At 41.3% G+C, this 15,892-nt stretch carries 8 protein-coding genes and 1 pseudogene; 4 read left to right on the forward strand and 5 right to left on the reverse strand.

Features of this window, described 5'->3' with window-relative positions; all coding sequences use genetic code 11:
• The first annotated feature begins 283 nt into the window (after nt 1-283).
• The 4 genes and pseudogenes from H5090_RS14765 to H5090_RS20905 all read left to right on the forward strand — a co-directional run.
• Nucleotides 284-1,216 carry a hypothetical protein gene (locus tag H5090_RS14765; RefSeq protein WP_002961341.1) on the forward strand — a complete coding sequence of 311 codons (933 nt, stop codon included), beginning with the start codon at nt 284-286 and terminating at the stop codon, nt 1,214-1,216.
• A gap of 1,497 nt (nt 1,217-2,713) precedes the next feature.
• A complete protein-coding gene (locus tag H5090_RS14770) occupies nt 2,714-4,291 on the forward strand; it encodes a glycoside hydrolase family 68 protein (RefSeq protein ID WP_002961343.1) in 1,578 nt (525 codons plus the stop codon).
• 288 nt (nt 4,292-4,579) lie between these two features.
• Nucleotides 4,580-6,247, forward strand: coding sequence for a glycoside hydrolase family 32 protein (locus tag H5090_RS14775; RefSeq protein ID WP_259395110.1), 1,668 nt, complete (start codon nt 4,580-4,582; stop codon nt 6,245-6,247).
• A gap of 275 nt (nt 6,248-6,522) precedes the next feature.
• Nucleotides 6,523-7,014, forward strand: a pseudogene (locus H5090_RS20905) (DDE-type integrase/transposase/recombinase); the annotation flags it as partial.
• A gap of 685 nt (nt 7,015-7,699) precedes the next feature.
• On the opposite strand, the gene H5090_RS14780 reads toward H5090_RS20905, so the two are convergent.
• The 5 genes from H5090_RS14780 to hsdR all read right to left on the reverse strand — a co-directional run bounded on the left by H5090_RS14780 (nt 7,700) and on the right by hsdR (nt 15,845).
• The gene (locus H5090_RS14780) at nt 7,700-8,554 is read right to left on the reverse strand and encodes a hypothetical protein (protein ID WP_182696085.1); all 855 of its coding nucleotides are present in this window, start codon (nt 8,552-8,554) and stop codon (nt 7,700-7,702) included.
• A gap of 9 nt (nt 8,555-8,563) precedes the next feature.
• Entirely contained in the window at nt 8,564-9,793 is a 1,230-nt protein-coding gene (locus tag H5090_RS14785; protein WP_182696086.1) for an HNH endonuclease, read from the reverse strand.
• A 142-nt stretch (nt 9,794-9,935) separates the two neighbouring features.
• A complete protein-coding gene (locus H5090_RS14795; RefSeq protein WP_220490788.1) occupies nt 9,936-11,783 on the reverse strand; it encodes a restriction endonuclease subunit S in 1,848 nt (615 codons plus the stop codon).
• Nucleotides 11,783-13,270 carry an N-6 DNA methylase gene (locus tag H5090_RS14800; RefSeq protein WP_182696088.1) on the reverse strand — a complete coding sequence of 496 codons (1,488 nt, stop codon included), beginning with the start codon at nt 13,268-13,270 and terminating at the stop codon, nt 11,783-11,785. Before H5090_RS14800 ends, H5090_RS14795 begins: the two co-directional genes overlap by 1 nt.
• Before the next feature lie 118 nt (nt 13,271-13,388).
• Entirely contained in the window at nt 13,389-15,845 is a 2,457-nt protein-coding gene (gene hsdR, locus H5090_RS14805; RefSeq protein ID WP_182696089.1) for an EcoAI/FtnUII family type I restriction enzme subunit R, read from the reverse strand.
• Between the last annotated feature and the right edge of the window lie 47 nt (nt 15,846-15,892).

Consider the following 15,892-nt stretch of genomic DNA (forward strand, 5'->3'; position numbering starts at 1 on the left):
CCAGAAATGCTTGATATGCCATTTTACCACCCAGTAATTGAAGAAGGGTTACGCACCGCTCTTCGCGACTTAAACGCCAAACTTAAATTTGGCCCAGACATTGTAAATTCATGTATGGAATGTGGTCCAGGCGCATAACCTATTTGCCACACATACAAACTTGCTAAGCAAAAGCCAAAACTAACGTTTTGGCTTTTTTTTATAATTTTTTTAAGCTAACCTCTCAAAAAAAAATTTAGCTGTTACACTTAATTGATAATTCAATTAAAAAGATGGAATAGCTATGCCCAATAATAAATTTAGACTAGTCACTCGCAGCGATTTTGATGGCTTAGTTTGTGCCGTATTGCTCAAAGACTTAGACCTAATTGACGATATTTTATTTGTTCATCCAAAAGATATGCAAGATGGCAAAATAGACATTACCGAAAACGACATTACGACCAACCTCCCCTACGTTGCAGGCTGTCATATAGCATTCGATCATCACCTTAGCGAAACCGTTCGTAACTCAAGCGACATAAAAAACCATATTATTGACCCAAAAGCCCCATCAGCAGCTCGCGTAGTTTATGACTATTATGGCGGCGCTGAAAAACTTCCAAATATTTCTGTTGAAATGATGGACGCGGTAGACAAAGGCGATGCTGCTCAGTTTTCAAAAGACGAAATATTAAACCCAACCGATTGGGTATTAATGAACTTTATTATGGATGCGCGAACTGGACTTGGCCGTTTTCGCGAGTTTAAAATTTCAAATTACCAATTAATGATGAAACTGATTGATGCGTGTAAAGATCAGAGCATCGAAGAAATCCTACAAATGGAAGACGTAGCCGAACGTGTTGCTTTATATAACGAGCATAACGAAAAAGCCAAAGAGCAAATTTCTCAATGCGCTACCGTTCATAAAAACTTAGTAGTCCTTGATTTAACTCAGGAAGAAACAATTTACGCCACAAACCGATTTGTTATTTATGCCATGTACCCCGACTGCAATATCTCGATTCATAAAATGTGGGGCCTTAAAAAGCAAAATGTAGTGTATGCCATAGGTAAATCAATAACTAACCGCAGTTCAAACACCAATGTTGGCGAACTGTGCCTTAAATACGGCGGCGGCGGCCATTTAAATGCAGGTACTTGCCAAGTAGAAACAAGTAAAGCTGAAGCTGTACTTAGCGAATTGATTGATAAAATTACAAGTGATGGTTAGTTGTAAGCTGTTATCTACCTAGCAGCGAAATATAGTGTATTAGTATTGACTATAGCCTCAGTTGAGTTTGGGTTGAACCAAAGTTAGGATCCTGAATTCATTCCGGGTGTGGGTAAAATTATTGATCATACTTTCAACCATAAGTTGATTTATGTTTTCATGCAGCGCGATAGATTACGTGGCGAAAAGTAGCCTAGCAAAGCACGTTATTATCACCAATAGTGTTAGTATTGAGTGCCGACTAGCCACTGTTAAAAATAATTTTTTAACAGTGGCTAGTATGTGTACCTAGTGTTTGGCGAGCAAGGTAGAAGGGCATAGTTAGTATGATTTAACGTCGAAGAAAAATGTATCCGATACGCAAAGTGACTGCTAAAAGCTCTGCTGGGATAGTTCGGGCGATGATTGCATCTTAAGATACTACCGTCATCATTTCCTCACGATCACAGTAGGTAATACCAGTAAATTCTGTGACCATGGCTGGTAGCAAACAAACTAAAAAACTGCCCCCCCCTCGCCAAATAAAACCCATATTAAAAACTTAAGGTAAGTAAAAACTTTAACGGATCCCTATCGCAGCAAAGCAAATTGCTGGCGCTCAACGAGACCTTAACTTTCGGCCAAGAAAATGTTTGGGATATAAAAACTCAGCAGTGGTGTTCGATAAATTACCTAGTGCGACTTAATTTACTAAGTGGGGCACTTCGAGTTAATTGGCGTCATGCTGCAGATTAAAACCTTAGCAGGAAAGCTCCTCAAGCCTCGAAGCAACAGTATTTTATGGGTAGGCATCGCTTTTTGACTCATCGAAAAATAACAACACGGGATCCTTTAATCGGTATTCATTCTTCTAATGCATAAGCGTTAGCATAAAAAGTATTATAACTTCCTTCTTAATGACTTAATCGATTAAGTTAAACCTTCATTCAACAGGTGCCGCGTGAGAATTAATACATTATTTTTTCGTTAAGATTTAAATGAATGATGATAACTTTCAAGCATAAAAACTTATTTTTTTAATATTAATATTCACTTTTAAATTCCTACCTCTAAGTTACTTACAAAAAAAGCCAGTAAACACTAACACCATAGAGCCCATATATACTATGCAACCTTAATTCAAGATGAATTAAGGTTGTCATTTGAAAGTTCATATATGCAATAGTATTTTATATTTATATTTTCGATTGTTTTTGATTGTTAAATCGGTGAACCATTACAAAAAAACAAACTTAATCGTTTAAGTTTTTAAAAGAGTGGTATATAGTAAAAAAGCTAACATCATGTAGCGCGGGCATTATTACGCCCGAATTTCCTGGCTAATTCCAGAAGACAACCTTTGTCCGAATCGATTTCGCTATAAAAGTCACATATATTCAAGTGAATACAACTGGTTTTCACTCAAAATAATTGATTTAGACTAGGATAACAGGGGTCTTATTAGGCTGAGGCCATCCTTTTACGGGAAACAATTTTTAATTTAGTGAGAAGATATTGATGAATAGTAAAATAGGTAAATCGACAATCCCAATTCTGTGTTCATTTCTGGGCTTAACAACGGCAGCTGTTGCAGAACCTTATCTACAGCCGGGTCCCGAGCCGACATTTCACACCCAAGAGGCATTTGCACCTGAGAGTAATTTCACTGCGAAGTGGACGCGGGCTGATGCACGCCAAATCAAGCGAATGTCTGATCCGACGGCTGGTTCACGTCAGAATTCGATGCCTGAAGAATACACTATGCCTGACATCCCGCAGAACTTCCCTGACATGTCGAACGAACAGGTCTGGGTATGGGACTCTTGGCCTCTGACTGACGAGGATGCTAATCAGTACAGTGTCAATGGACAGGAAATCATTTTTTCTTTAGTAGCCGACCGTAGCCTTGGCTTTGATGACCGCCACGTTTACGCAAAGATCGGCTACTTCTATCGGCCGGCTGGGATTTCCGCTGACCAACGCCCCGAAAATGGTGGTTGGACCTATGGTGGTCTCGTGTTCGATGAAGGTGTCACCGGTGAAATTTTCGAAGACCAGTCTTACAGCCACCAGACCCAGTGGTCAGGCTCGGCGCGTATTTTTCCGGGTGGCGAAATAAAGTTATTTTTCACAGATGTTGCCTTCTACCGTGATCAAGACGGTGGACCGGACATCAAGCCTTACGACTCTCGGCTCGCGCTAAGCGTAGGCCATGTGCATGCTAATAAACACGGCGTGAGATTCACCGGTTTCAACAAGGTTACGTCGCTACTCGAGGCTGACGGCACTTACTACCAAAATGCTGAGCAAAACCCTTACTATAACTTCCGCGACCCGTTTACTTTCGAAGATCCGGCTCATCCAGGTGAGACCTATATGGTATTTGAGGGCAACTCGGCCATGGACCGGACAACTGCACAGTGTGATGCGGACGACCTTGGCTACCGGGACGGCGACCCTTATGCAGAAACCGTAACCCAAGTGAATGCATCGGGTGCGCCCTTTCAGATCGGTAACGTCGGTCTGGCAAGGGCTACGAACGACGACCTAACCGAGTGGGAATTTCTGCCGCCTATTCTATCTGCAAACTGTGTCACCGATCAGACTGAACGACCGCAGATCTACCAACAAGATGGCAAGTACTACCTTTTCACTATTAGCCACAGCACCACATACGCAACAGGTATTACTGGCCCCGAGGGCGTATATGGTTTCGTAGGCAACGGTATTCGCAGCGATTACCAGCCGATGAACCAGGGATCCGGACTGGTGCTGGGTAACCCAACGAACCTCAACTACTGGCCGGGTAGTCCGTTTGCGCCAGACTATAATCAGCATCCAGGTCAATTCCAGTCGTACTCGCACTACGTGATGCCTGGGGGCTTGATCCAATCGTTCATCGACACGATCGGCACTCAAGAAAATTTTCGTCGCGGTGGGACGCTTGCACCTACAGTCAGGATAGAAATCAACGGCGACTCGTCAGAGGTTGATTATTCCTATAGCGTAAATGGTTATGGGCTAGGTGGTTGGGCCGATATCCCTGCAAACCTTAATGTGAATTCGGGTGGACAGATCAAGCCTCTAAAGAAATAGCTTTAGTAAATTAATCTATACAGCCATTATCGGTGGGAAGAGGAGATGGCGATGTACCGGCGTATCCTCTTCTCCCTTGTTTGTGAATGGCAAATAAAGGTATGCTCGACTTATTCGACAGTCTCTCGAACTGTCGCTCTGTTTTTTTGTTTTACAGCAGTGATTTCTGAAGCACTGCATTTCCTTATTTTACAAGTTTTTCGTACTGCCCAATATCATCTATCATGCTCAATGAGTACCTTTGCGCAATTACATTGCTTTGTAATCGGTGCTCCAATAAGGGGAATTATGAACCACAATCTTATTTTAATATTTGCAAGTCGCTGGTATATGACAATTTGCGTGTTGGTCGTGTTGTTCTGCTCAGGAATGTCGCTGGCCGTCGAATTAGGTTCTGAAGCAGCGTTTAGCTCTTCACCGTTGCCTCTGTTGACAGAAGAATCATCTAAATACAAGCGCCCAGCTAATTGGGCGAGATATCGGCCCGCGGTGCACCTAACTCCCGCCAAACACTGGATGAACGATCCCCAGCGTCCAATTCTGATTGACGGTATCTGGCACTACTATTACCTCTACAATGCCGATTATCCCATAGGAAACGGTACTGAGTGGTACCACGCGACCTCGGTTGATCTTGTGCACTGGCAAGATCACGGTGTGGCAATCGACAAATACAAGAACGGCCTCGGCGACATTGAAACCGGTAGCGCAGTAATTGACATCGATAACACTGCAGGCTTCGGACCTGGCGCTGTAATCGCCATCATGACTCAACAACACGAGGGTGTACAGCGCCAGTCGCTCTTTGTCTCGACTGACGGCGGCTATCGATTTAAGGCGTACCACGACAATCCTGTCATGGACAACCCTGGATCCGAGCATTGGCGTGATCCTAAGATCATCTGGGACGACACGCGCAATGAATGGCTGATGGTGCTGGCTGAGGGTCATAAGATCGGCTTTTACACGTCGCCCGATTTGAAGCATTGGAAGTATCAGTCTGGGTTCGAGCGCGACGACCTTGGGATTCTGGAATGTCCCGACCTATTCCAAATGTCGGTCAACGGTGACAGTGCAACTACACGATGGGTGCTGGCAACTGGCGCGAACGGCTTTAAAAAAGGAATGACCACGGGAACCCTGTACTGGACCGGAGTATGGGACGGAAAAAATTTCACCGTGGATAGCGATGAACCTCAATGGCTAGACTTCGGCGCCGACTTTTATGCCGCAGTGACATGGGAAGACCCTCGCCACAATAACGCCGAACGCCTTGCTTCTCGCTATGCCATTGGTTGGCTCAATAACTGGGCCTACGCCACCAAACTCCCAACCGATGAGTGGCACGGGGGGGCCAACTCGATCGTACGGCGCATCATGCTACGGTCTGTAGACGGTAAGCCGCAGCTTGTCTCGCAGCCCATCAATGCGATCGACAAACTTGAGGGTAATACAGTAGCTCGATCCAATATTCGGGTGACGGAAGCGTCGAAGATGGCACTTCCTCAGCCTCAATCCGATGCCTACCGACTCCGGGTTAAGATTGACGCTGACTCAGATGCTAAAGAGATCCGCTTCCGTCTTAAGGAAGGCAATGGGCACTTTTCTGTCGTTGGATACAACTTTGCGAATGACACTGTTTTTGTCAAACGCGATAAGGATGCTATAGCCAATGCGATGCCCAAAGTTTACCGCGAGGTTCGAAAGTCCCCCGTACAAGCGCGCGATGGCTTTGTCATGCTGGATATCATTGTAGATACAACATCCATTGAGGTCTTTGTAAATAACGGCGAAGTTGTACTTTCAAACCTTGTATTCGGCGCTCCCGGTGCAAATGACCTATCGGTCGAGTCAATTGGAGGAAATACGGAACTGAGTTTATTTGAGCTAACCCCTCTCAAGGTTGCCCCGGTCACTCGCAGTAAAGGTAATGCGGGCTTGGGCCCTACTCCGTGAAATTTAGCCTAGATTGTATTTTAAGATGTTGCTGGTTATTGTGTGATTCATAGGTATCGTTTCAATATACTATCTCTCTATGAACAAAGAAACTCAACAGCTATTAAAGTGGATTGAGCTTTAAGAAAAAACAATGTTGTGGGTCTAGTTTGACGTCGTTGGTATATCTAGACCTACTCTTCAAATTACTACCAGCGATACATAGAAAACAGCATAGACGTACTCACAGACCCCCAAGCACTAATATTTATTATCAAATAGAAAATGGGTGCTAGAAGCTCCAAAATCAGCTTCTACACGAGCATAACTTTCATCCATCACTTGACTCAATTCATAAAGTCCTGACCAAATACGAAGTAAAGCCAATAGTTTTTCAGCAAAAGAAAAATACCTCATTCGATAATAAAGGCCTATTCCTAGTGACTAAATTCAGATGGATACATGTAAAGTCGCGCCTGAATTTATCAGTACACTACCATTGATGATTGCTCTAGATATCGCGTGTTAGACGCCTTTAAACGTAGAACGGCAAACAATACACTTACCTTTGTCGATAAAGTGATAGAAGAAATGCCATTTCCAACACGACGGTACAAACTGATCGCGCAATGGAGTTTTTTGCTGAGAAGGTACTGCTCAAATTGATGGAGCATAACATTAAATTTCGTCCCAACAAACCAGGCTCTCCTCACTTAAATGGTAAAGTTAAGAGGCCACAAAGAATCGACAAAGAAGAGTTTTATTCGACCGTTAATTTGGATTTTGGAGATCTCAAAAGTTAAACTTTACCTGAATGACGGCATTACTACACTACAATCAGCAGCACGCTTACGGCTCATTTAGAGGTAAAACACCACGGGTATTGAATGTGAACGCCTTGAACTACATCACTTTGAAGAACGTTCAAGCTAACTACGAAACGCCTAAAAATAGTTAAGAAATCAATTAAACTATATAATATTAAGCCTGAGAAATTAATGCATCATTAGTTAAGCTGATTTTTAGAAATCTTTATCATTTATATTTTATAAAAAATCAGGAGTGATGTAGCGGTCAATTAATTTCAAATTTGATGAGGTTTCTACTTTCTACTTAACTTTATTGGCTAACTTTAAAAAACTTTTCGGCTTTTTTACACTTTATTCTTAACTGGGCTATTCGTAATAAATCTATGCTAGTTGATATCAGTGAAACAATGGCTAGGTACAATTATAAGAGTTGAGTGTAATCCACTATTTAATAAACTCATCACGCTACATATGTGCTACACAAGCATAACTCATTAATTTAATTGGTAGCCCCTGCAACCACCAAGCAGGACTGTTAAGTTTTTGATAAATAATGATTTTAAATTAATAAAATACAGTAAGTGTAACATAGGGTGTAACAAAAATATTTTTTGTAACTTTTGAAACACCCTGAACTAAAATAAATAAAATTTTTTAAATTACTTTACTGAGCGTACTGAACATCGGCTCTAAAATACCCTGGAACAGGGTAAGTTACATCGGATGGAGCCATATAAAATACATGGAATAAGTAGGTACCATCTTCCGGTAATTCATATTCAATATTTTCTGTACAGCTATAGGGTCCTTCGTTAATGCTAAATCCAATAGCGCTACTATCTTCCCCAGCACCACTTCTACACCTAGTCAACATCAAGACTGGTATAGACTCTTCCAAATACGAGTTTAAGAACAACTTATCGCCTGCCTTGCCTTCGTATGCAAAGTAATTATTATTAAGGTCTTTATTAATTTCATTATTTTCAGTAAAGCTTATTTTTCTAGGCGTACTTGGTAAACCACCAGAACCATTTTCAGTTAAAATAGTCCTCTGATTATTCGCAACAGCATCTATTGTAAAATAACCATAATTAGATCTTGGATATTCAAAATTAATAGAATGTTGCCCAGCTTTTAAATCAAGTACAACTCGGTGATCACAAGCAACACCGATGCTATCAACTCTTATAAAACCACTCTCTTCAACTGTACTACTTCGACATCTAGTTTTATCGAGTGTCTTCATTCCAAGTTCAAGCAATGCTGATATGTAAACTTTCGAGTCTTTCTCTAAATTAAGAGTAAAATAATTTTCGAAAGCATCAACGTTAATTTCATTCTTCTTAACAAAAGAAACCAGACCTGGGTTACTTGGTGTTCCCCCTGGGTTAAACTCATTCCCTGAGTCTATTACAGTACCGCCGTTATCGGCTATAGAACCACTTTCTGAGTCACCTTCGCTACTGCCGCCGCAACCGACTAAAGCTAATAATAAAATTGAAGCTGTTATATTTTTCACTAAATTTCCCTATACGTTATCATTCTGATTAAATTCAAATATTTCTCTATGCTCTTTTAAATATGCTAAATGTTCTTTTGTAAGATTTTTTATTGCCATGTGTTTATCTACGCCTACCGCTTTTAAAGCATCGGCTGATAACGAGTTCTTAATCAAAATATCTCCCTTTTCATCAAAAGAAATAAAGCCCTTATCGAAAAGCTTATCTATATTTGGTGAAAGGGCTAATCCATTAAATTTATCTACTTTTTGATGAGGATTTGATAATTGCCATGGAAGTATGTGTGAAGCAGTTAAAAGCATTTTAATATCTAGACCAGTAACGGCGCATGTGTCGTTCCATAAAGCCATAACATTCTGCCTAAATTTGCCTTGCCCAACACGAGCTTTGGCAGCAACTTCTTTGTTGTAACCTTCAGGAACCGTTTGGTTACTATCTCTATCGCTATTCGAAGCAATACTATACTGGATGTTAAGCGCGTCGTCGCCAACTAAACCTAATAAAAACACTCCCGCTGCCGAAGGGAGCTTCACCATATATTTTTGTGAGACAGATTTATTTTGGGCAAATAATTTAGGGGCGCACTTATCATTAAACATCGGGATAAATTCATCTTTAAAATCACTATTAGGGATTGGGTAAGCTAATGTATGTAGATCAATATCAATTTTATAACCATCCTTTTTCCACTGATCAAAATTTCTATTTTCTGGCCTATCTGATTCGTAAGCACCTTTTGAGGCAACCGCTATATGTATTAAGCTGCCTTTGTAATTACAAAAGAGTATGTCGCCTTTTTGAACATTAGGTACTGCTTTCCATCCAGCATCAATAATAGACTGCCCATTTTGATTTACGGTATTTTTAGGGGCCCATAAAAACTTAAATTCAGCGACTTCTTTAAATGAAGTGCCAATATTCACCCAATAAAAGTTTACTCTTTCAGTTTTATTAAGCGTGTTCCCCTTAATTACTTTGAAACCAATATTTTCTAGGTTTGGTTTAATACGTCTTGCAACCCCACCAGTTCCACTTATTCTCTCAGCAAACTCATAAAAATAAGCGGCTTGAAAAATTGGCTTACATTCATAACTTTTGCCTTCAAATGAAATAAAATAGTCAAATTTATTTGGCGAAGAGTTTTTTAGTTTATGCTTTACTAAGAAATCTCCTCTACCTAATTCATCATATTCTTGAATAGCCGTTAAAACTGATTCTTTTAGTTTAATTGATTCCATGACTTTCCCTTTTCATTGTTATTTTAATAATATTAAATTAAGTAACCCCTATAGGCTCAAGCGGTTATTTACTTGAGGCATTAAATTAACCTTAATCACCTGAGCCTAAAAAGCACCACGCTAAGGTTTGATATAGCCGCATTTACAACGCCTGTTCGACTATAGCGTCGGTGAGGTGAAGTTTAGTGTTTTGTGCGTCGGTTAAACGGGCTTTTAATTGCTCGCATAGTGACATTAGCTCATCGACTTTGGCGACAATGCGGTGTTGTTCCTCAAGTGGAGGAATTAAACAATGTAGCAAAGCAAGCTTACCTTGATATATAGCCCAAACGTTTGTAGTGCCAGACTTTATTTTTTCTAACTCCAGTTTACCAGATGGGCTTCGCATCCAAATGTCGAGTATGTGAGAAAGTTTACTTTCAGAAAAGAATGCCCGTAAAATATTATTGTTATATAAGATAGGCTCAGGAGAGTCACTTACATATACACATGTTTTACCGACTAACTCTTTACTATTTCTAGTGTTAAATAATAAGTCATGATCTTTTAAAGTATATTGCTTTACTTCTTCATCTGACGCATCCACAAATACAACACTTTTTAAATCGAAACCGCCTTCATTGGAAATATTATTCATCTTAAAGTAGCGAAACCTATTATCAGGACCTTGTTGCGATTTACCTCTATCTAATCCAACAGAATAACCTAGGGGTAAATAATCAAAACGACTCCACTCCCACCCATTTGGTAATTCAAACGGTTTTTCTTCGTCGGTGATTGCTGGCAGTGGTTTTTGCTTTTTGATTTTGCCGTCTTTAATCAGTTGGGCTTTTTCGGCTGCGATGCGCTCAAGCAATTTTGCTGCGGGTTCATAGCTTGGGCTATTTCTCGCCTCGCGGCTGGCCTGCGGGACGAGTTTGCCCATTACTGCTAATTGTAAAATGGTTTGTTTTAGCATGTCGATGCTGGCGGTGGTGGTGAATAGCGTGTCGAAGTGTTTGCTTAAACGTTGCCAGTTTTGTTGGAACTGTTCAGCTGTTTGTTCCTGTGTTGCTCCTTCCTCAGGTGCTTTCAGCAATGCATCTAACAGTACTTCAACTAATGTTTGGTGTGCCGCAATGCTATTTTCAGTTTGCGCTTCAAGCGCATCACACAAGTCCATTAATTCATCGACTTTAGCAACGATACGCTGTTGCTCAGTTAAAGGTGGAATACCTAAAACTAGCTCCGTAACATCACTTACTTTTAAGTTTGGCTGTAATCCATTTCCATTAAATCTATCCTTATAAATATTCAGAATATATGGACTAGTCAAAACCAAATATATATATTCTGGAAATATATAAGGCCTTATGGCGGCCACGCGTTGGTTTAACAACGATTTATGATAAGTTGGTGGACACAAGCTAACTTTGAGTCCATTGCTTATGTAAGGTCGAGTCAGAGCTAAAATAATATCCTTTTCAAATACATGATAGCCGTTATATTTATCCAAAAACTCCTTAGGTAAGCGTTCATCTGTTTCTATTAGCTCCCTAACACCAGCATTCGTTATCTTGATTACTTTTATTTCGTTATCAACTGAAAAATCGCCACTTTTAAATGAGTTACCTGAAAATATATAAGCCCACTCACCCAACCTTACAGATTCCCACCCTTTCGGCAATTCAAACGGTTTTTCATCTTCACTAATTTCTGGGAGTGCTTTAGGCTTTTTGATTTTTTTATCTTTTACCAATTGTGCTTTTTCAGCCGCTATTCGCTCAAGCAATACTGAAGCTGGTTCGTCGTTTGGATCTTGTGACACTAATTTGCCTCGTACGGCGAGCTCTAAAATAAGCTCGCGGAGCTTTTTAATACCGTGAAGTGAAAACTTTTTAGATGAACCGCGACCTGATGACGACTTTTGCTCGATGGCCGTCGTCCAAATATCAAGGTGCTCGGTGATTAACTGCTCGGCGTTTTTGTTTGGTGCTTTAGTCTCAGCCATTACTTGCCCTCGCTATCTTTAGCAAGCGCATCTGCCAATATGCCTTTTAACTGATCGCGCAGTGCTTGTATGTCTGCTTGCTGCTTTGAATAGTCGGATAATAGCTCTTGCGGATTGTGGCTTATTACCTCGCCTACGTGCGGGTTTTTAATGTCTAGGTTGTAATTACGGGCAATAATATCGTCGATTGATACTTTCCACGCTTGCTCGGTCTCTGTACGGCTGGCAAAACCGTCTGCCTCATTGCCCCACCATTCGAGCTCCGTTTTAAATTCTTCAAACTTCATAGGTTTGGTTTTGTTGTAATTTTTAACACCCGCTGGGTAGGGATGCTCGTAAAACCACACGTCTTTTGTACATTTTTTTTCGGTTCCGTCACCTTTGGTAAAAAATAGAATATTAGTTTTAATGCTGGTGTACGGGGCAAATACACCATTAGGTAAGCGTACTATGGTATGTAAGTTACATTCCTCAACCAATAGCTTTTTAATTTTGGTTTTAACGCCTTCACCGAACAAGGTGCCATCTGGCAATACTACCGCAGCGCGACCTTTCGTGTTGAGCACTTCTATAATGAGCTGTAAGAACAAGTCGGCTGTCTCGCGGGTTTGCATGTCGCTTGGGAAGTTTTTTTCAATGCCGTCTTCTTCAGTGCCGCCAAACGGAGGGTTGGTGATGATTACATCTACTTGGTCATCCCAGCTTGAAAGTGGCTTATTTAGGGTATTACCGTGTTTAACTTGTACCGGTACTTCAATGCCGTGAAGCATCATATTAGTAGTACACAGTAAGTGCGGAAGTTGTTTTTTCTCTACGCCGTGTATTTGCTTTTGAAGTATTTGGTGGTCGTCGCCCGACTTAACATAGTTTGCTTTTACGTGGTCGAACGCACACGCTAAAAAGCCACCGGTACCACAGGCAGGGTCCATGATTGACTCGCCTAGTTTTGGGTCGGTTACCGCTACTATAAATTTAGTAATGGCGCGCGGGGTGTAAAATTCGCCCGCGTTGCCTGCGCTCTGTAGGTCTTTTAGTATTTGCTCGTACAGGTCGCCAAATAAGTGCCGCTCTTTTGAGTCGGTAAAGTCTATTTCGTTTAGTTTGTTAATAACCTGGCGCAGGAGTGTGCCGTTTTTCATGTAGTTAAAGGCATCGCTAAAGGCTTGGGTGACTACATAACCACGTGGGTTTTTATCTATGGGTGCGGTTAGGTTTTTAAGCTCTGGGAATAGCTTGTCGTTTACAAACTCTAAAAGCTCATCGCCCGTTATGCCTTCGTTGTCGGCAGCCCAGTTACGCCATAAAAATTGCTCTGGGATTGGCTCTCGATAGTCGTCTAATTCTAGTTCTAGCTCTTCTTCTTGCGCGTCGAATACTTTTAAAAATAGTAACCACGACATTTGACCAAGGCGTTGTGCGTCGCCATCGACACCGGCATCTTTACGCATAATATCTTGAATAGATTTAATAGCTGAACTGATAGACATAGTATTCTCTTGTTTGATTATTTTTATAAACAGCGGCTAAAAAAGAGTATGAAAGCTGTTTACTTTAAATGGTTTAATACTTTGCCGACGCTAATACATAGCATCAGCAAACATAAATTTAGGCTGTTTTAGGCGTTGGCATTTGGTAAATTTCGGCTTCGAGCTCTTTAAGCGCTTGCTCGTATTGTGCTTTGCCACCAAAGCCATTCTTGATGATTTCTTTGGTGTTACCTATATCTGTAAATGGCGCTACTTTTAACGCTTGTATAGATTCAATTTCTTGCACGCCTACATCTGCGTATTTTAACAGAAGGTTCTCGAGTACGGTGTGTGCGGTCCCCGAATATTTAGTAAAATAATTACGCTTTTGTACGTTATCTGCGCGCTCTTTACGGGTAAGGGGTGGTTGGTCGTAAACGACATGGCAGATCATATCAAATGGGTCTATGTCTTTGCCTACTTCTTCCTCAAGCGCCGACCAAATAATGCCTTCTTCGGCAAGCTCATCTATTACCGCTTGCTTACGGTCTGACTCATTCCAACGCTTTACAAAGTCATCCAGTGAGCTGTATTGCTTACTCATAGTTTTACGGGTGTAATCTATAAATGACTCGGTAACCAGTTTACCGTCGGTATCGTAATACTGTACTCGCTCTGCCACTTTATTAACGGTAACACCTGATACGCGGTACTTAACCATTTTTTTGGTTTCATCGTCCCATTCGCCATCAAGGCTGCCATCGCCTTTGGGGTCATTAATGGTGTCGTTATTGGCATCGGTTGTATCGTCAGCGGTTTGGTCGCCAAATACGTTGTCTGGTGTTTCTACGCCGGTTGTATCATCTTGTGATTCAAGATCAACATCTTCGTTTTCAATGTCGGTGGGCGTTACTTTTATTATTTTTTCTGGTGTGCCATCAAAGCGTTCATCGGCAAATAACTCAGTGGCTTTTTTAAAGTCGAGTATAGTAAACCAAAGCTTACCGTAGCGATCGTCAATACGGGTACCACGCCCAATGATTTGTTTAAACTTGGTCATTGATTGTATGTTTTGATCAAGCACTACTAACTTACAGGTTTTAGCGTCTACCCCTGTGGTCATAAGCTCTGAAGTAGTGGCAATTACTGGGTAAGGGCGTTTAGGGTTGATAAAGTTGTCGAGCTGGCCTTTACCTAGTTCGTCGTCGCCGGTGATCTTCATCACGTATTTATCGTTTTTTGCCATTTGCTCGGGGTTTAAGTTAGCAATGGCGCGGCGCATACGTTCGGCGTGGTCTATGTCGTTACAAAACACAATGGTTTTAGCCATAGGGTCTGTACGTTTTAAATAGTTGGTAATGGTTTCTGCCACCAGCTGTGTTCGCTCGTCAATTACCATTGTGCGGTCAAAGTCTTTTTGGTTGTATATGCGGTCTTGTATTACTTCACCGTTATTATCAACCTGCCCTTTTGTTGGTCGCCAGCCTTGTAGGTCAACATCAAGATCAACACGTACCACTTTGTATGGCGCTAAAAAGCCATCTTCAATACCTTCTTTTAGAGAATAGGTATAAGCTGGGTCGCCAAAGTAGTCTGAGTTTGATACTTCCTCTGTTTCTTTTGGTGTTGCGGTTAAGCCAACTTGAGCAGCACCTTTAAAGTAAGTGAGTATTTCACGCCAAGCGCTATCTTCACTTGCGCTACCACGGTGGCACTCGTCAATAATAATGAGGTCAAAAAAGTCAGGGTCTACTTGCTTAAAGGCTTTTTGGGATTCTTCTGGTCCTGTTAGCGCTTGATAAAGTGCTAGGTGTATTTCATAAGCAGGGTCGATTGTTCTGCCGGTAATTTTGGTCATTGAAGTACCAAACGGCTGAAAGTCATTAATGCGAGTTTGATCAACCAATATATTGCGGTCGGCTAGAAACAAAATGCGTTTTTTAGCGCGTGATTTCCATAAGCGCCAAATGATTTGAAACGCGGTATAAGTTTTACCGGTTCCTGTTGCCATAACTAGTAATACACGGTCTTTACCAGACGATATAGCCTCTACTGTTTTATTAATGGCTTGGAGCTGATAGTAACGCGGGTGCTTACCACTACCATCATCATAATAGGCTTGGTTTATTATAGGAAGTTGCGATTCTGTATAGCCTTTATAGGCACAATACTTAGCCCAAAGTTCTTGAGGTGATGGGAAGTCTTCTAAGCGTATTTCGGTTTCAAGGTTATGCGCATCAGGCGTGCCTAGCTTGGTTTTATCGTGGAAAATAAAGCCATCACCATTAGAGGCGAATATAAACGGCACATCGAGTAGCCTGGCATAATCTAAGCCTTGTTGGAGCCCTTTATTTACTGAGTGTTTATTCGCTTTAGCTTCAATTACAGCAAGCGGCATACTGGGTTTATGGTAAAGCACTATGTCAGCCGATTTAACCGTTTTACGTACACCAAGTTGCCCACGTACGATTACTTTACCGTCACGTAGTTTAACCTCTTGGCGTATTTGAGTTATGTCGTCCCATCCTGCGGTTTTAACTGCGGGTAGAATAAACTTACTGATTATATCGGTTTCGCTGAGCTTTCTTTTATCCATAACTTAAACCATCCCTAAATACTGCGCTATGAGTGCGCACAACTCGT

The organism is Pseudoalteromonas sp. SR43-5 (assembly GCF_014163835.1).
Taxonomy (GTDB): Bacteria; Pseudomonadota; Gammaproteobacteria; order Enterobacterales; family Alteromonadaceae; genus Pseudoalteromonas; species Pseudoalteromonas distincta.